This is a genomic window from Kitasatospora sp. NPDC051170, from assembly GCF_044455705.1.
GTDB lineage: Bacteria > Actinomycetota > Actinomycetes > Streptomycetales > Streptomycetaceae > Kitasatospora.
The window spans coordinates 106,858-123,976 of the sequence record NZ_JBITFA010000018.1; the positions used below are offsets into that span (position 1 = coordinate 106,858).

Consider the following 17,119-nt stretch of genomic DNA (forward strand, 5'->3'; position numbering starts at 1 on the left):
ATGAGTGACGTGGAAAGCTGGGCGGAGGCGCTGAACAGGCTCGAAGCGGGCGAGGACATCGCCTGGATGGAGATGAGCAGTGGGCCGTCGATCTTCATCCGGCTCGCCGGGGAGCGTGACTGCCCGGAGGTCGTGGTCGAGGACGAGTCGGGGTCCATGGTCACGGTGTGCGTCCCGCTCGTGCCGCCGGACGGCTGGATCGCCGAGCACCGGGAACGTCTGCGCGGGGTGATGAACCACTGGGTGCCGCTGCTGTCGGGCTAGGAAACTGCGAAGCGCAGGAAGTCGGCCGGGCCGACTTCCTGCGCTCAGTGGCCGGGTGGGGTCAGGAGTGCGAGGCGCCGATCACGATGTAGGCGGCGACGACGGCGAGGACGGACAGCACCAGGGCGCCGATGACGGCGAAGGCGAGGAGGGCGCTGACGCCGCCTATGGCGTACCAGCCGACCTTCTCGGCGCGTGCGGCCTGGGCCAGTACCTGCTCTTCGTCCTCGTCCTCGGGTGTCATGGTGCGGAGGATATCCGAGGGCTACGACGCGCTGCGGCGGCGGCCTGCCATCCAGACGTAGACGAGGATGCCGGCGAAGAGGAACAGCACACCCTGGTAGACGGCCGCGTACCCGGCGCCGGCCAGCAGCCACAGGGAGAAGGCGAAGGCGCCGAGGCCGAGGACGGCGTCGCGGACGAGTCGGCCGGTGTCGACCTTCTCCGTGGCTCCGCGCACCAGCCAGTAGAGCTGGGCGGCGGTGGAGAGCAGGTACGGCACGGTCGCCGTGAAGGTGGTGACGAGGACGAGCATGTCGAAGGCGCCCTTGGCGCCGCTGGCGAAGTTGAGGACCGTCAGCAGGGAGGCCAGCGCGACGGAGACGACCACGCCGAAGGTCGGCACCCCTCGCCGCTCCTTGGAGAACGCGGCCGGGAAGAGGCCGTCCTTCGCGGCGGCGTACGGCGCCTGGGCGGCCAGCAGCGTCCAGCCGTTGAGCGCGCCGAGCATGGAGACCATCGCCGCGACGGCGATGACGGAGCCGCCCCAGGTGCCGCCGAAGACGGCGTTCACGGCGTCGGAGAAGGGCGCGGTGGAGTGCACGAGCTGGTCGTGGGCGACGGTCCCGAAGACGGCCACCGTGCCCAGCAGGTACACCACGGCCGCGCCGGTGGTGCCGAGGACGCTCGCGCGGCCGACGTTGCGTTCGGGGTCGCGGACCTGGCCCGCGCTCATGGCGGCGGACTCCACGCCCAGGTAGCTGAACAGCAGGATCGCCGCGGCGGCGCTCATGCCGCCCATCCAGCCCTGGCCGCTGGCGTCGAAGGGGCCGAGGTTCTTCGGGTCGAAGAAGAACAGGCCGCCGACCGCGACGAGCGCCAGCGGGATGAACTTGAGGACGGTGGAGACGAGTTGGACGGCCCCGACGTACCGGGTGCCGGCCAGGTTGGCGAGGGCGGGCAGCCACTGGAAGGCGAGGGCGACGGCGATCTCCGTCGCCGGATCGTCGCCGATGGGGACCAGCACCTCCAGGTAGCCGACGGCGGCCACGGCGAGGGCGGCGTTGCTCACCCAGGTGGTGATCCAGTAGGACCAGGCGGAGAGGAACCCGGCGAAGTCGCCGAACGCCTCGCGGGCGTAGACGTACGGTCCGCCGGTGCGCGGGTTGCGGCGGGCGAGTTGGCCGAAGACGAGCGCGAGGGCGATGGCGCCGACGGTGAGCACGGCGAAGGCGACCAGGCTGAGGGTGCCGAAAGGGGCCACGGCGGCGGGGATCATGAAGATGCCGCCGCCGATGATGTTGCCCATGACCAGGGCGGTGGCGGTGGCCAGTCCGAAGCGGCCCGATTTCCCCGTCTCAACGGTGGACGAGGCAGGTGCGGTCGCCGGGCTGGTCTGCATGAGGGTGGTGCGCCTTTCGTGGTGCTGTGGTGCTGTGGTGCCGTGCGTGCTCGATGGAGCGACGACCGCTCATGCTCGGCTGTGTCGGTATCGCCCACCAAATCGCCGGGATTCGTTCGGTTTGCGAGCTGTGTGACCGTAAGACTTGCGGCGGCGAAAGTGCAGGACGGGCACACCTGCGGCGGCCCGTGACCGCGTCCCCCGAATGCGGCGGCCCGTTGCGCCGAGCGGGGGAGATGCCTCACCCGTATGCCCTACCCCGGTTGCGGCGGCGCCCCGCGGATGCGGGTTCGTGTGCCAACCTTGGCGCGGCGCCTCCCCGGTGGGGGCGCCGCCCTGCCCGGTGTTCGGCCCAAGAAGCCGTCCACGGGCGGGGGTTGAGACCTAGTGACCAAGCAGAGGACCACAGATGTCGCTTCGTGGGAAGATCCGCAAGCTCGCCGTCGTCGTCGCCGTGGCCGGTGCCGTCGTCTCCGTGCCGACCACCGCCATGGCGGGCGGCTTCGCGCCGCACCAGTCGTCCGGCCAGAGCCTGGAGTCCGGCTCCGCGGGCGTCGGCCTGTTCGGCCCGCACGCCAGCTGGTTCAACTTCGCCGAGCACAGCGAGAGCGACTGCGGCTGCTGATCTCGCGCCGCCCGCACCACCCGCACCACTCGCACCACCCGCACCACTCGCACCACCCGCACCACTCGCACCACCTGTATGAACCGCACAACCCGAGCCCGGGCGCCGACCAACCGGCCCCCGGGCTCAACGCTGCTCCTCGGCGGCAGGACCGGGCCGGGAAAGCCGCCCCGGCCACCACATGTGCCGGTCCAGGTCCATGGTCAGCGCCGTGACCAGCACCGACCGCACCACCAGCGTGTCCAGCAGCACGCCCAGCGCCACCGCGAACCCGATCTCGGCGAAGGCCACCAGCGGCAACGTCCCCAGGACGGCGAAGGTGCTCGCCAGGATCAGTCCGGCCGAGGTGATCACGCCACCGGTCGCCGACAGGCCCGTCAGCGCGCCCAGCCGGGTGCCGTGCTGGGCGGACTCCTCCCGTACGCGCGTCATCAGGAAGATGTTGTAGTCGATCCCCAGCGCGACCAGGAAGACGAACACGAACAGCGGGAACGCCTGGTCCTCGCCCTGGAAGTGGAAGACGTGCGCGAAGAACAACGAGCTGATGCCCAGCGCCGCCGCGTACGACAGCACCACCGTGGCGATCAGCACCAGCGGGGCGGTGACGGCCCGCAGCAGCACCGCCAGGATCACCAGCACCACGCCCAGCACCAGCGGGATGATCGCCCGGTTGTCGTTGGCGGCCGCCCGTCCGGCGTCCAGGATGACGGCCGTGTTGCCGCCGACCTTCGCGTCCGCGCCGGGGACGGCGTGCACGGCGGCGCGCAGCCGGTCGACGGTGTCCTTGGCGGCCTGGCTGTCCGGGGGGTCGGTGAGCGTGGCCCGGAACAGCGCCCGCCCGTCCCGTACGACCGGGGGCGAGGTGGAGGCGACCCCGGCCGTGGACCGGGCCGCGGCCTGTACGGCCGGAGCCCCGGCGGCGCTGGAGACGACGGACAGCGGCGCGCCCGTCCCGGCGGGGAAGTGCTGCTCCAGCACCTGCTGGCCGACCACCGAGTCGGGCTTGCCGGTGAACGACCCGGCCGAACTGACCCCGCTCGCGTCCAGCGAGACCAGCCCGATGCAGCAGGCCGCCAGCGCCAGCGCCGTCCCGACCCACACCTTGCGCGGCCGCCGGGAGATCCAGGTGCCGACGTGCGCCCAGCGGCCGCTGCGGGTGGGCTCCGGCGTGCCGTACGCGGGCCTGACCGGCCAGAACACCCAGCGGCCGACGATCACCAGCAGCGCGGGCAGCAGCGTCAGCATGGCGATCAGGGCGACGACGACGCCGATCGCCAGCACCGGCCCGAGGCCCCGGGTGGAGTTCATCTCGGCGACGAGCAGGCAGAGCATCGAGGCGACCACCGTCGCCGAGGAGGCGAGGACGGCGGGCCCGGCCCGGTGCACGGCGAAGGCCATCGCCTCGTGCCGGTCCTCGTGCCGGCGCAGCTCCTCGCGGTAGCGGGCGGTGAGCAGCAGCGCGTAGTCCGTCCCGGCGCCGAGCACCAGGACGATCAGGATGCCGGCGCTCTGCGCGTTGACGGTCAGCCCGGCGTGTTTGGCCAGCAGGTAGATGAACGCCTGGGAGACGGTCAGCGCGCCCGCGGCGGAGAGCAGCGGCAGCAGCCACAGCACGGGGCTGCGGTAGGTGAGCAGCAGCAGGACGATCACCACGCTGACGGTGGCGGCGAGCAGGGAGCTGTCGATGCCCGCGAACGCCTTGGCCTGGTCGGCGGCCGTCCCGCCCGGGCCGGTGACGTGCGTGGTCATGCCGTGGCTGTTCGCGGCGGCGGTGCTGCGCAGGGTCTCGACGGCGGGTTTGAGGTCGTTCCAGCCGTTGCTGCCGATGTCGATCGGCACGATGGTCTGCATGGCCTGGCCGTCCCCGGAGAGGACCGGCCCGATCACCGGGCCGGCCACGTGCGGGACGGAGGCGAAGCCCGCAGCCTCCCGGGCGGCCTCGGCCCGGTCCTCGGGGGTGATGCCGGAGGCGCGCTGGTAGACGACGACGGCCTGGGCGGTGTCCACGGGCTGGAAGGCGCGCTGCTCGTCGAGCACCTGGGTGGACTCGGCCTTGCCGGGCAACCAGCTGGACGCCTGGTTGTCCTCGGCGCCCATCAGCTTCCCGGCGAGCGGGCCGAGCGCGACGAGCAGCACCAGCCACAGGGCGAGCACCACCCACTTGCTGCGGCGCCCGCAGGGCAGGGCGGCCAGTTTCCGGGTCGGTGACACGAAGGACCCCCAACGGAGGCGGCAGAGACTCGTTCCAGCCTGCCATCGCCCGCGCCACCCGGCAGCTCAGCCGCTCACCCGCTCAGCACCTCGGCAGCTCAGCACCTCTCCCGCTCAGCCGCTCACCCGCTCAGCAGGATTCGAGGACGCGCGCCCGTTCCCGCAGCTCCTTGAGCACGGCGATGTCCATCGCGTGCCCGGTGCCGTCCCCGCCGTGCTTGCGGTCGGGCGTCTCGACCAGCAGCGGCACCCCGGCCGTCTCCGGGTGCTCGAACAGCTCCCGGAACGGCTCCGCGCCGATCATTCCGGCGCCGATGTTGGCGTGCCGGTCCTTGCGGGCGCCGACCACGTCCTCGGAGTCGTTGGCGTGGATGAGCCGCAGCCGCCCGGGCCCGGCCGCCGAGGCCAGGGCGTCCAGCGCGGCCGTCACCCCGCCGGGAACGGCCAGGTCGTGTCCGGCTGCGAAGGCGTGGCAGGTGTCCAGGCAGACGCCGACCCTGGGGTGCCCGTCCAGCGCCTCGACGTACTCGGCGAGCTCCTCCATCCGCGAGCACAGCGAGCTGCCCTGACCGGCGGTCGGCTCCAGCAGCAGCCAGGGCGCGTCCTCGCCCAGCGCGTTCTGGCCCAGCGCGTCCAGCTCGTCCAGCAGCGGCCGGACGTCGGCCCGCACCTGCGCCATCGCCTCGGCGCGCCGCGAGCCGCCGCCGGGCGCCGTGCCGACGGCGGACCCGGTGTGCAGCACCACGCCCAGCGCGCCGATGGCGTGGCCCCGGCGCAGCGAGTGCCGCAGGGACTCGGCGGAGCGCTCGCGGGTGGCCGGGTTGTCGGAGCCGAAGTTGATCAGGTACGGCGCGTGCACCCAGGCGGGGACGCCCCGCTCGGCGCAGCGCGTACGGAACTCCTCGTCCTGCGCCGGGTTCCCGGGTGGGGTCGCCCAGCCGCGCGGGTTGGCGACGAACACCTGCACCGTCTCGGCGCCCACCGTCTCCGCGTACGCCAGGCCCGTACCGGCGAGGCCCTTGGCGGCCACCGGGACGTGCGCCCCGATCGGGTTGCGGAGGGCGGCGGGCGGTACGGGCGTGGTGCTCATGCCTCCGAGCATGTCACGGGCCCGGGCGACGACCGAACCAACCCTACGGACGCACGCCACGCCGAGCCACCGACGCCCCGTCAGCCCGCCAGCCCAGCCGTAGGCCGTGTCGTTCGGCTCACGCCGGGCGGTCGCCGCCGGGGCACGCACCTCGCCGGCTTCTCGTCGGTCACCAATGCTCCGCAGTGGCTCCCTCCTCGGCACCGCCGATGCACGCACCCCAACGACGCCCGCTGACCCGACGTGAGCCGAACGACACGGCCTGGTGGCGGCCCCACCCGGGCGCCCATAGCGTCGACTCGGCCGCACCCACCGGCCGTCACCACCCGCTCACACGGCGTCCACGACGAGGCTCGCCGGAAAGACAGGTCACCACTCATGCCCACGCGACGGGTCCACCACCTCGCCGCGGCCACCGCCGCCGCCACCGCCCTGACCACCGTCCTCGCCACCCTCGCCGGAGCGGCCCCGGCCGCCGCCTCCGGGGGCACCCTGCACCTCGTCCGCCCCGGCGAATCCGTCCAGCAGGCCGTGGACGCCGCCCGCCCCGGCGACACCGTCCAGCTGCTGCCCGGCACCTACGCGGGCAGCGTGCGCATCACCACCCCCGGCCTGACCCTGCGCGGCTCCGGCCCGGCCAGCGTGATCACCCCGGGGACGGGGACGGAGAACGCCTGCGCCACCGCCGGGCAGGGCCTGTGCGTGCACGGCACCGAGCGGGCCCCGCTGGCCGACGTCACGGTCGAGGCCCTGGCCGTCACCGGCTTCCGCAAGAACGGCATCGACGCGAGCGGCACCACGGGCCTGACCGTCCGGGCCACCTACGTCCACGACAACGCCCAGCAGGGCATCAGCCAGGAGATGTCCACCCGGGCCACGATCGTCGCCAACCGCTCGGTCGACAACGGCCAGTCCGGCGTCTTCCTCGCCAACTACGCCTACCGCGAGGGCGGGGCGCCCGACACCGGCGGCACCGTCGTCGAGGGCAACGAGCTGCGCGGCAACCGGGTCGGCGTCACCGTGCGCCGGCTGCGCGGGCTGGCCGTGGAGGGCAACGAGATGAGCGGCAACTGCGCCGGCGTCTTCGTCGTCGGCGACGAGGGCGTGCCCCGCGCCGGGGACCTCGACGTGCGCCACAACCGGGTGGTGGCCAACAACAAGTACTGCCCGGCCAACCCCAGGCTCGGCGCCATCCAGGGCGCGGGCATCGTGCTGACCGGCACCGAGGATGCCCGGGTCACCGACAACGAGGTGCACGACAACGCGGGAGGCTCCGACTTCTCCGGCGGCATCGTGCTGTTCAAGAGCTCCGTCGGCGTGCCCAACGCCCGGGCCGTCGTCGCCGACAACCACCTCAGCGGCAACGCCCCGGCCGACCTCGCCGACCGCGACACCGGCGCCGACAACTCCTTCCTGCGCAACCGGTGTTCGGTCTCCCAGCCGTCCGGCCACTGCTGACCTGACCTGACACCGCCCCCGACGCCCCCGACCGACAAAGGACCGCCATGACCACCGCCCCCGCCAACCCCCAGGCCGCGATGCGGCTGCGCGAGATCGTCTTCGGCGCCGCCTGCGCCGCGGCCGTGCGCGCCGCCGCCCGCCTCGGCGTCGCCGACGCGCTCGGCGACGACCCGGCCACCGTCGACGAGCTCGCCGCCGCGCTGAACACCGAACCCCGCGCCCTGCGCCGCCTGCTGCGGGCCCTCACCTGCTACGGGATCTTCGCCGAGACCTCCGGCGACCGCTTCGAGCACACCGAGATGTCCCGCCTGCTGCGCGAGGACGCCCCCAACTCGCTGCGCTACATCTCCCTCTGGTGCACCGAGCCGTGGACCTGGGAGGCGTGGCCGAAGCTGGACGAGGCCGTGCGCTCGGGCCGCAACGTCTTCCCCGAGCTGTTCGGCAAGGAGTTCTTCGACTACCTGCACAGCGACGGCGGCGACTCCGCGAAGGTCTTCGACAAGGCGATGACCACCTCCAGCCGCCAGTCCGCCCGTGACTTCGCCGAGTACCTCGACCTCACCGGCGTGGACTCGGTGGTGGACATCGGCGGCGGCCAGGGCCACGTCCTGGCCAGTCTGCTGGAGAAGCACCCGGCCCTGCACGGCACCCTGCTCGACCTGCCCAAGGTCGTCGCCGGCGCCGACCCCCGGCTCCAGGAGGGCGGCGCCTTCTCGGCCCGCGCCCGCCTGGTGCCCGGCGACTGCCGGGTGGACATCCCGGTGCACGCCGACCTCTACATCATCAAGAACATCCTGGAGTGGGACGACGGCAGCACCCGCCGCACCCTCGCCAACGTCGTCCGGGCGGCGCGGCCCGGCGCCCGGGTGGTGGTCGTGGAGAACCTCGTCGACGACAGCCCCTCGATGCGCTTCACCACCGCGATGGACCTCATGCTGATGCTCAACGTCGGCGGCGCCAAGCACTCCGAGGCGAGCATGGTGCGGCTGATGGAGGAGGCGGGCCTGGCCGTCTCCGAGGTCCGCCCGGTCAACCCGTACCTGCACGCCTTCGAGGCCGTCGTCCGCTGACCGACGCCAGTACGGCCGTCGCCGAACGGCCGCCGCTCACTCCCGGGGGAGCGGCGGCCGTTCGGCGTTCGCGGGTGCGCGATGATCAGCGCGGACACGGCGGGCGTCCCATCACTCAGGCTCCACCGCTCAGGCTCCACCGCTCAGGCTCTGCCACTCGGGCTCTGCCACTCACGCTCTGCGCGAGGTCAGCAGGTGGGCGAAGACCACCACGTTGTCCAGGTAGTCCTTCTTCTTCTTGTCGTACGTGCCGCCGCAGGTGATCAGCCGCAGCTGGGCGTCCGGGGTCTTGCCGTAGACCTTCTGGTCGGGGAAGGCGTTCTTGGCGTACGTCTCCACCGAGTCCACCATGAACACCGCGACGGTGCCGTCCGCACGGCTCACCTCCACGGTGCTGCCCGGGACGAGCAGGCTCAGCAGCAGGAAGACCGCCGGGCCCTTGGTGGTGTCCACGTGGCCGGCGACCACGGCGCTGCCGCGCTCGCCCGGGGTGACGCCGTCGCGGTACCAGCCGACGAGGTTCTTGTCGTCCGGCGGCGGCGCGTTCAGCTGCCCGGTGGCGTCGAGCGTCAGCTCGGAGAACGGCGCGTCCACGGCGATCTGCGGGATCCGCAGCCGCGTGGGCGCCGAGCGCTTGAGCACGGGCGCGGCGGGCGCGGCCGGCAGGACGGGCGCGGCGGGGGCGGCGGACGCCGTGGAGACGGCCGCCGGGGGAGCGGCAGGGGCCGCCGTCGGGTCGGCGTCCGGCGAGGTGTCCACCGAGTTGTAGATCAGCAGCAGCCCGACCGCTGCCGCGCCCATCCCGGCGCGCAGCAGCCGGGGCGTTCCGGGGCCGGGACCGGCCATCGTTTCCACCAACCCTTCCGGCGGGGGACGGCCCGCCGCCCCCGGTGCGCCCCGTACGTCGCGGGCGCCCGGAGGCGGCGGAGGTGAGGGGTGGCTCAGGCCATGGCGCCGGAGGTGCGGCGGCCGCGGCGCAGCGCGTACGCGCCGGCCCCGAGGCCGCCGAGCAGCAGCACGGCGCCGGAGGCGAGGCCGCCGCCGGAGACCGCCAGGCCGCCGCCACCGGTGTGCACGCCGCCGTGCGGGGCCTTGTGCTCCTCCTCGCGGCCCTCGCCGCCCTTGGACTCGCCGCCCTTGTGCTCCTCGCCCTTCGACTCGGTGCTCTTGGCTTCGCCGCCCTTGTGCTCGGAGGTGCTCTTGTGCTCCTCGGTGGCCGGGCCGCCGGCCTTCTTGTCGTCCGAGCCCTTCGCGGCGTCGGGCTTGTCCTGCTTCTCCTGCCAGGTGAGGTTCTTGCCCTGGTCCGAGGAGCCGTCGGCGAAGGCCAGGGGAGTACCGACGGTCAGGACGGCGGCGACGGCCGCTCCGGCGAGCAGCGTGCGTGCAGAACGCATGAGGATGATCCTTCCGGCGCGGTGGCCGCGACCGCCGGCAGGGTGCCGGGCAAGGGGACTCGCGGGGGAGGGCGCCTGATCCACCGTCATCCACCGTGAGGCCCGCTGCCACCGGAGCGTGGCGGCACCGGTACGCAGCGTGGGCCCTTCGGGTGGAGTCCCGGGCGTGTTCACCCGGCCGCACCGGCGGTTCGGGTGAAGGGCGCATGAAGGCGGGCACAAGGGCGAGCGCGCACATGGGCCCGCCCCCGGCATCGGCCGGGGGCGGGCCCAGAGGAGAGAGGACGTAGCGGCCTCAGCGGTCCCAGCGGTAGAACTCGCGCGCCATCGCGTCCTTCGGCTCGCGCCAGGTGGCCGGGTCGTACGCCTGGACGAAGGCGGTGAGCCGGTCGCTGACGGAGCGGAACTCGGGGTGCCCGGCGACCTGGGCGACGGCCGGGCCCGGCGGGCGGTCCGCCTCGATCAGGTGCAGGTAGACGTCGCCGAACTGGAAGAGGCTGCGGCCGGTGACGCCGATCAGGTGCGGCAGTTCGCCGCGGTCGGAGTCGGCGAACACCTCGGCGATGTCCGGCGCCGCCTCGGGCTTCATCCGGGCGACGATCAGGGCCCTGTGCACTCCGCTCATCTGGTGCGTGCTCACCGCTCCGCCGCCTTCTTCTCGACCTTCTCCCGGATCAGCTGCATCTGGACGCGGGAGTTCCTGTTGATGTGGTTGACCATGCCGTCGTCGTCCACCGGCGCGGTCGGCTTCATCGCGAAGTCCTGCACCCAGCGCATCTTCGTCCCGGCCGGGACCTCGGCGTACTCCCAGCGGATCTCCATGAACTCGAACGGGCCGGGCTCGACCCGGCGGGCGTTCACCGCGAGCGAGGCCCGGTCGGTGGTGCGCTCGGAGACCCAGCTCCACACCTTGCCGTTCTCGTCCGGGTGCATGGTGAGCCGGAAGCGCACGCTGTCGCCCTCGCGGTCCAGCACCTCCACCGAGGCGTACTCGCTGAAGAGGTCCGGCCAGTTCTCGAGGTCGTTGGTGATCTCCCAGACCAGGTCGAGGGGTGCGTTGATGACGATCTCGTTGTCGGTGTGTCCGGGCATCTCAGGCGCCTGCCTTCACGGAGGAGTTGACGAGGTGGAGGAATTCGGAGGGGGTCTTGGCGGACTCGGCGCCGGCGATGACCTTGAAGCCCTTGCTGTTCTCCAGCTCGCCGACCACGCCGAGCAGTCCGAGCGAGTCGACGCCGAAGTCGTCGAACTGGGCGCCGGGCTGTTCGAGGTCGGCCGGGGCGACGGTGACGCCGGCCCGGGCCTGGATCAGGGCCGCCAGCTCGGAGTAGCCGATGGTGTTGCTCACGGGGTGTCCTTTCGTGGGAGGGGGACTCAGGCGCGCCGGAGCACCAGCGCGGAGTTGGAGCCCATCAGGCCGCGGCTGAGCACCAGCGCGGTGCGCAGCTCGGCCGGCCGGGCGCGGCCGGTGACCAGGGCGAGGTCGTGGCAGACCTCGGTGACGTTGGGGGTCGGCGGCAGCACCCCGTCCTCCATGGCCAGGACGGCCGCCGTCACGTCCAGCACCGGCGCGCCGCAGTAGGCCCGTCCGGTACCGGACTTGGGCGCGGTGACCGGCACCCGGTCGGCGGCCGGGCCGAGCACGTCCGCCAGCGCGAGCGCCTCCGCCCGGTCGGCGTCCGGCACGCCCATCGCGTCCGCGAAGACCACGTCGATCTCCTCGGGCGCGATCCGGGCCTCGTCCAGCGCGGTGCGCATCGCGGCCGCCAGGCCCTCGCGGGAGTGCTCCCAGCGGGAGGCCCCGGTGAAGGTGGCGCCGTGCCCGGCCAGGTACGCCCGTACGGTCGCGCCGCGCCGGCGGGCCGCCTGCTCCTCCTCCAGCAGCAGCATCGCCCCGCCCTCGGCGGGGGAGAAGCCGCACGCCTGCGCGGTGAAGGGCAGATAGGCGCTCTCGGGCTGTTCGGCCAGGCTGAGTTCGGGGTAGCCGAGCTGGCAGACCATCGAGTACGGCGCCAGCGGGGCCTCGGCCGCGCCGGCCACCACCGCGTCGGCGCCGCGCTCGATCGTGCGGGCCGCGTGCGCCAGCGCGTCCAGGCCGCCGGCCTCGTCGCTGGCGACCACCCCGCAGGGGCCCTTGTAGCCGCCGCGGATGGAGATCTGGCCGGTGCTGGCCGCGTAGAACCAGGCGATGGACTGGTACGGGCCGACGAACCTCGGCCCCTGGCCCCAGAGCTGCTGCAGCTCGCGCTGGCCGAACTCGCCGCCGCCGGAGCCCGCCGCCGTCACCACGCCGACGGCGTACGGGTCCTCGGCGTCGGGCGTGAAGCGGGCGTCGGAGACGGCCAGGTCGGCGGCGGCCATCGCGTAGTGCGTGAACCGGTCGGTCTGCACCAGGAAGCGGCTGTCGATCGACGCCTGCGGCTCGAAGTCCCGTACCTGGCCCGCGACTTTGAGCGGCATCGCGGTGCAGCCCTCCCGCGACACGCGGTCGAGGACGCTCACGCCCTGCCTGGTGGCCTTCCAGAAGGCGTCGGCCCCGACACCGTTCGGTGCCACCACGCCCAGGCCGGTGACCACGGCCCGGCGGCCCTGTCGACGTGACGTCATGTGGAACTCACCCCGTTCTGTTGAGCACGACGGCGGACTGGAAGCCGCCGAATCCGCTGCCGACCGAGAGGATGTTCCTCAGCGGCAGCTCCCGCGCGGTGCGCGGGACGTAGTCGAGGTCGCACTCCGGGTCGGGAGTCTCGTAGTTGGCGGTCGGCGGCACGACGCCGTGCGCGAGCGCCAGGGTGCAGGCGACGACCTCCAGCGCGCCGATGGCGCCGAGCGAGTGCCCGACCATCGACTTGATCGAGCTCATCGGCGTCCCGTAGGCGTGGGCGCCGAGCGAGCGTTTGACGGCCGCGGTCTCGTGCCGGTCGTTCTGCTTGGTGCCCGAGCCGTGCGCGTTGACGTAGTCGACGTCGGCGCTGTCGGTGCGGGCGTGGGCCAGGGCCTGGTCGATCGCCCGGGACATCTCCAGGCCCTCGGTGGTCAGGCCCGTCATGTGGTAGGCGTTGCCGAAGGTGGCGAAGCCGCCGATCTCGCCGTAGATCCGGGCGCCGCGGCGGCGGGCGTGCTCCAGCTCCTCCAGCACCAGCACGGCGCCGCCCTCGCCGAGGACGAAGCCGTCCCGGTGGGCGTCGAAGGGGCGGGAGGCGTGCTCCGGGTCGTCGTTGCGCTCGCTGGTGGCCTTGATGGCGTCGAAGCAGGCGACGGTGATCGGCGAGATCGGCGAGTCGGAGGCGCCGGCCACGCAGACGTCGGCGCGCCCCTCCTCGACGGCCTGGAAGCCGTAGCCGATCGCGTCCAGGCCCGAGGTGCAGCCGGTGGAGACGGTCTGCACCGGGCCCTGGGCGCCGACCCGCTCGGCCACCGCGGAGGCCAGGGTGCTGGGCGCGAAGGCCCGGTGCAGCTGCGGCTCGGCCTGGCGGTGGTCCACGTCCCAGCGGGCGCCGTGGGCGCTGACCAGCGCGTAGTCGTGCTCCAGCCGGGTGGTGCCGCCGACCGCCGTGCCGAGCGAGACGGCCACCCGCCACGGGTCCTCGGCGGCGAGGTCCAGGCCCGCGTCGGCGATCGCCTCGTCGGCCGCGACCATCGCGAACTGCACGTAGCGGTCGGCCCGCTGGACCTCGCGCGGGCCCAGCCCGTGGGCCGCCGGGTCGAAGTCGACCTCGGCGGCGATCCGGGAGCGGAACCCCGTGGGGTCGAAGAGGGTGATGCCCCGGGTGGCGGTGCGGCCGGCCGTGAGGAGGCTCCAGAAGGCCCGCACGCCGACCCCGCCGGGCGCGACCACACCGATCCCGGTGACGGCGACCCGCCGGGTCACCGGGCGACCTCGGCGTGTTCCGGCGGGTCCGCCCCGGCGCCGTCCTCGGTGCTGACGTGCCCCAGGTCCGGGCGCGGCGCCAGCGGGCCGCAGTGGAAGACCATCCGCGCCTCGGTGCTGCCGACGTTGCGGAAGCGGTGGCGCATGTTGATCGGGATCATCAGCGCCTGGTCGGGCCCCAGGGCACTGGTCACCCCGTCGAGGTCCACCTCGAGATCGCCGCTGACGACGAAGACGAACTCCTCGGAGTACGGGTGGTAGTGCTCCCTGATCCGCTCCCCGGGCCTGATGATCGCCAGGCCCATGAAGCCGCTGGTCGCGCCGCAGCTGGGCGGGGTGAGCATCGTGCGCAGTTCGGCGCCGTGGCGGCGGTTCTCCGGGGCCTCGTCGAGGTCGACGATCCGTGGGTACTGCGTGGTCATGGTCTGTCTCCTTCGGTGGAGCCGGGGACGCTCAGGACTCCTGCGAAACGCGGTCGGTGAGCGGGTTCATGGCGCGGGCCGCGAGGAAGGCGCTCAGGCCCGCGACGCTGCGCAGGTCGCCCGCCGGGCCCAGGTCGAGCAGCGCGGCCAACGCCGTGGCCTCCCGCTCCCCGGCCACGCCCAGGGCGGCCGCCGGATCGGCCTCGGCCGGCACCCGCAGGTCCGCCAGGCGCACCACCACGTCCTCGCGCTGGAAGACGGTGCTCCCCGCGACCGGCCCGGTCGGGTCGGCGGTGGCCAGGTTGTCGTACGTGGCCAGCAGCTCGGCGACGGCCTGGCCCAGGCCCGGGCGCACCGGGTAGAGCACCGCGTGGCGGTGCAGCCGCCCGGAGGCCGGGGCGCTGGCGATCGCCTGGTGCTTGGCCGGCAGCGCGGCCTTGGCGAAGAACGCCCGGGCGGACTGCGGGTCGCCCAGCTGCCGGTGCTCCTCCAGGTACGGGTTGATCTCCTCCTCGACGGCCCGCACCTCCGGCTGCATGGCCACGTGCCGCAGCGCGTCGCCCAGGCTGCCGGTCACCTCGACGGCGCGCACCACCCGGTTGCCGTGCAGGAACAGCGAGGTCCGGCGCAGCCGGGTCTCCTCGTCCACCACGGCCTCGGGCGAGGCGTAGTTCGACAGGATGCGCGCCACCTCGGGCTCGCTGCCCGGCTTGACGGTGAAGGTCAGCGCGTGACGCACCACGCCGTCCGGGCCCGGGTCGGCCTTCGGCGGGCCGGCCGGCGCGCCGTGGTCGGCCTTCGGCAGGCCCGGCGGGACCTCCATCGGGGCGCGGGTGCCGGTGGAGCCCGCCGCGGAGGTCTGGCGCAGGACGGCGTAGCGCAGCGAGCGGAAGTTGTCGCTGACGCAGCCGTGCATCGGCTTGACCATCTCGCGGTGGGCCGGGCTGTCCACCCATCGGAGGAAGGTCTCCTGGTCCTCCCACTCGCTGGTGATCAGCCACTGGCGCGGGTCGTTGATCGACTGGCACAGCTGGTCGCTGACGTGCCCGGGCACCGAGGCCACCTGGTGGCGCAGTTGCTCGTAGACGTCCAGGAAGCGCTGCTGGGCGCCGTCCTGGATCTCCAGCATCAGCACCACCCTCAGCCGGTTGTCGGTCTCGGCGGTCTGCTGGTGCTGGGGTTCGGAGAGGGTAGTCATGATCCACTTTCTGCTGCTGGGCCTGCTCTGGGCGCGTTGACTGCTGCGCTCGATCGTCATCGCCCCGTAAGGGGGCCCGCGAGATTTGCGGGCCATCCGGGCGAAGGGGCGGCGCAAGGCCCCCCGGGCGGGGGATGCAAGAGCGGGGCCCCGGGGGAGCGGGCCCGTCGAGTGCGGCCCCGAGCCCCCCGGCCGGGCCGCGGAATCCCCGTACAGGGTGGAGCAATTGATGAATCCGAAGGTTGACGACCAGGTGCCGGTCCTGATCGTGGGCGGCTCGCTGGTCGGGCTGTCGGCCTCGCTGTTCCTCGGCCGACTGGGTGTCAGGCACCTGCTGGTCGAGAAGCACGCCGACACCTCGCACCACCCGCGCGGACGCGGAAACAACGTCCGCACGATGGAGCTCTACCGCACGGCCGGGATCGAGCCGGCGATCCGCGAGGCCGCCTCGGTGCTCGCCCCGAACCACGGCATCCTCCAGGCGCCCTCGCTGACCGGCGAGGAGCAGGAGTGGCTGTTCCGGGAGATCGACCCCGGCGGGCGCCTGGCGAGGTTCAGCCCCACCGCCTGGTGCCTGTGCAGCCAGAACGACCTCGAGCCGGTGCTGCTGCGCGCCACCCGCGACCTGGGCGCGGACGTGCGCTTCGCCACCGAGCTGGTCTCCTTCGAGCAGGACGAGGAGGGCGTCACCTCGGTGCTGCGCAGCCGCGAGTCCGGCGAGGAGCGGGTGGTGCGCTCGGAGTACCTGATCGCGGCGGACGGCCCGCGCAGCCCCGCCCGCGAGCGCCTGGGCATCGGCCTGAGCGGCCAGGGCGAGCTGTTCCACAACGTCAGCATCACCTTCCGCGCCAAGCGGCTGGCCGAAGTGGTGGGCGACCGGCACTTCATCGCCTGCTACCTGACCAACCCCGAGGCGGACGGCGCCCTGCTGCCCGTGGACAACCACGAGGAGTGGGTCTTCCACGCGCCCTGGCACCCCGAGCACGGCGAGCCGCTGGAAGCCTTCACCGACGAGCGCTGCGAGCGCCACATCCGTACGGCCGTGGGCCTGCCGGAGCTGGACGTCGAGGTGACGGGCCGGGCGCCCTGGCACGCCGCCGAGCGCGTCGCCGACCGTTACGGCGCCGGGCGGGTCTTCCTCGCCGGGGACTCCGCGCACGAGATGTCCCCGACCGGCGCGTTCGGCTCCAACACCGGCATCCAGGACGCCCACAACTTGGCCTGGAAGCTCGCCGCCGTCCTGTGCGGCTGGGCCGGGCCCGCCCTGCTGGAGACGTACGGGCAGGAGCGCCGGCCGGTGGCCCGGGTGACCGGCGAGCGCGCCTCGGCCCGTTCCGCCGAGCACAGCCACCCCGGCTACGCGGTGGTGCCGGGCGTGGGCCGCCAGGCCGGGGTGCTGGCGGTGGCGCTCGGCTACCGCTACCCGGTGGGCGCCGTGGTCGGCACCGACCCGGCCGGGCCCGTCGTCCCGGAGCAGTTCGAGTCGGCGGGCGAGCCGGGCAGCCGCGCCCCGCACCAGTGGCTGCAGCGCGCGGGCGTGCGGCTGTCCACCCTGGACCTGTACGAGCAGGCGATGGTGCTGCTCACGGGCCCCGGCGGCGCCGCCTGGCAGCAGGGCGCCCGGCGGGCCGCCGACCGGCTGGCCGTACCGCTGGACGCCTACCGGATCGGCGACGGCGCCGAGGACGACCTGGCGCCGCAGGAGGGCACCGACTTCGCGGAGCTGCACGGGATCGGCCCGCAGGGTGCGGTGCTGGTGCGCCCGGACGGCTTCGTCGCCTGGCGCTCGCAGGGCCCGGGGCAGGACCCGGAGGCGGAGCTGACGGGTGTGCTGCGGAGCATTCTGGACCTGTAGGGGGCGCATGCGGACGGGCCCGCCGGTCGCGATGACC

General features: G+C 73.5%; 18 protein-coding genes. 5 read left to right on the forward strand and 13 right to left on the reverse strand.

Translation table 11 applies throughout. The features are described 5' to 3' along the window. The gene (locus tag ACIBCA_RS31400) at positions 1-264 is read left to right on the forward strand and encodes a DUF5959 family protein (RefSeq protein WP_396286444.1); all 264 of its coding nucleotides are present in this window, start codon (positions 1-3) and stop codon (positions 262-264) included. A 61-nt stretch (positions 265-325) separates the two neighbouring features. Here the strand turns inward: ACIBCA_RS31400 and ACIBCA_RS31405 are convergent, their stop codons facing one another. Together ACIBCA_RS31405 and ACIBCA_RS31410 are read right to left on the reverse strand one after the other, a co-directional pair. Further along, positions 326-508 (reverse strand): hypothetical protein, encoded by a 183-nt coding sequence (locus tag ACIBCA_RS31405; RefSeq protein WP_396286445.1) that lies wholly within the window; start codon positions 506-508, stop codon positions 326-328. 21 nt (positions 509-529) lie between these two features. Continuing rightward, entirely contained in the window at positions 530-1,885 is a 1,356-nt protein-coding gene (locus ACIBCA_RS31410) for an amino acid permease (protein ID WP_396286446.1), read from the reverse strand. A 409-nt stretch (positions 1,886-2,294) separates the two neighbouring features. Here ACIBCA_RS31410 and ACIBCA_RS31415 point away from each other — a divergent pair, with 409 nt between their 5' ends. Further along, the gene (locus ACIBCA_RS31415; protein ID WP_396286447.1) at positions 2,295-2,510 is read left to right on the forward strand and encodes a hypothetical protein; all 216 of its coding nucleotides are present in this window, start codon (positions 2,295-2,297) and stop codon (positions 2,508-2,510) included. A gap of 126 nt (positions 2,511-2,636) precedes the next feature. On the opposite strand, the gene ACIBCA_RS31420 is transcribed toward ACIBCA_RS31415, so the two are convergent. Together ACIBCA_RS31420 and ACIBCA_RS31425 are read right to left on the reverse strand one after the other, a co-directional pair. Continuing rightward, the gene (locus tag ACIBCA_RS31420) at positions 2,637-4,721 is read right to left on the reverse strand and encodes an MMPL family transporter (RefSeq protein ID WP_396286448.1); all 2,085 of its coding nucleotides are present in this window, start codon (positions 4,719-4,721) and stop codon (positions 2,637-2,639) included. A gap of 130 nt (positions 4,722-4,851) precedes the next feature. Then, complete coding sequence (locus tag ACIBCA_RS31425) at positions 4,852-5,811, reverse strand: deoxyribonuclease IV (RefSeq protein ID WP_396286449.1); 960 nt, start codon at positions 5,809-5,811, stop codon at positions 4,852-4,854. Positions 5,812-6,189: 378 nt separating this feature from the next. On the opposite strand from ACIBCA_RS31425, the gene ACIBCA_RS31430 reads away from it, so the two are divergent. Next, entirely contained in the window at positions 6,190-7,269 is a 1,080-nt protein-coding gene (locus ACIBCA_RS31430) for a nitrous oxide reductase family maturation protein NosD (protein ID WP_396286450.1), read from the forward strand. A 47-nt stretch (positions 7,270-7,316) separates the two neighbouring features. Next, positions 7,317-8,342: a methyltransferase gene (locus tag ACIBCA_RS31435; RefSeq protein ID WP_396286451.1), complete on the forward strand. Its 1,026-nt coding sequence runs from the start codon at positions 7,317-7,319 to the stop codon at positions 8,340-8,342. Between the two features lie 171 nt (positions 8,343-8,513). Here the strand turns inward: ACIBCA_RS31435 and ACIBCA_RS31440 are convergent, their stop codons facing one another. The 9 genes from ACIBCA_RS31440 to ACIBCA_RS31480 form a co-directional block, all read right to left on the reverse strand. Next, entirely contained in the window at positions 8,514-9,188 is a 675-nt protein-coding gene (locus ACIBCA_RS31440; protein WP_396286452.1) for a class F sortase, read from the reverse strand. A gap of 95 nt (positions 9,189-9,283) precedes the next feature. After that, positions 9,284-9,736, reverse strand: coding sequence for a hypothetical protein (locus tag ACIBCA_RS31445; RefSeq protein ID WP_396286453.1), 453 nt, complete (start codon positions 9,734-9,736; stop codon positions 9,284-9,286). 295 nt (positions 9,737-10,031) lie between these two features. Next, a complete protein-coding gene (locus tag ACIBCA_RS31450; RefSeq protein ID WP_396286520.1) occupies positions 10,032-10,352 on the reverse strand; it encodes a TcmI family type II polyketide cyclase in 321 nt (106 codons plus the stop codon). A 20-nt stretch (positions 10,353-10,372) separates the two neighbouring features. Continuing rightward, on the reverse strand, positions 10,373-10,828 hold the full coding sequence (locus tag ACIBCA_RS31455) for an SRPBCC family protein (RefSeq protein WP_396286454.1): 456 nt from the start codon (positions 10,826-10,828) through the stop codon (positions 10,373-10,375). A gap of 1 nt (position 10,829) precedes the next feature. After that, positions 10,830-11,084: an acyl carrier protein gene (locus tag ACIBCA_RS31460; RefSeq protein WP_396286455.1), complete on the reverse strand. Its 255-nt coding sequence runs from the start codon at positions 11,082-11,084 to the stop codon at positions 10,830-10,832. 26 nt (positions 11,085-11,110) lie between these two features. Then, positions 11,111-12,343 (reverse strand): ketosynthase chain-length factor, encoded by a 1,233-nt coding sequence (locus ACIBCA_RS31465; RefSeq protein ID WP_396286456.1) that lies wholly within the window; start codon positions 12,341-12,343, stop codon positions 11,111-11,113. 7 nt (positions 12,344-12,350) lie between these two features. Continuing rightward, the gene (locus ACIBCA_RS31470) at positions 12,351-13,607 is read right to left on the reverse strand and encodes a beta-ketoacyl-[acyl-carrier-protein] synthase family protein (RefSeq protein WP_396286457.1); all 1,257 of its coding nucleotides are present in this window, start codon (positions 13,605-13,607) and stop codon (positions 12,351-12,353) included. Then, complete coding sequence (locus tag ACIBCA_RS31475) at positions 13,604-14,029, reverse strand: cupin domain-containing protein (protein WP_396286458.1); 426 nt, start codon at positions 14,027-14,029, stop codon at positions 13,604-13,606. Before ACIBCA_RS31475 ends, ACIBCA_RS31470 begins: the two co-directional genes overlap by 4 nt. 31 nt (positions 14,030-14,060) lie before the next feature. Further along, positions 14,061-15,227, reverse strand: a complete 1,167-nt coding sequence (locus ACIBCA_RS31480) for a SchA/CurD-like domain-containing protein (RefSeq protein ID WP_396286459.1) — start codon at positions 15,225-15,227, stop codon at positions 14,061-14,063. A gap of 229 nt (positions 15,228-15,456) precedes the next feature. Here ACIBCA_RS31480 and ACIBCA_RS31485 point away from each other — a divergent pair, with 229 nt between their 5' ends. Next, the gene (locus ACIBCA_RS31485; protein WP_396286460.1) at positions 15,457-17,082 is read left to right on the forward strand and encodes an FAD-dependent monooxygenase; all 1,626 of its coding nucleotides are present in this window, start codon (positions 15,457-15,459) and stop codon (positions 17,080-17,082) included. Positions 17,083-17,119 lie beyond the last annotated feature (37 nt).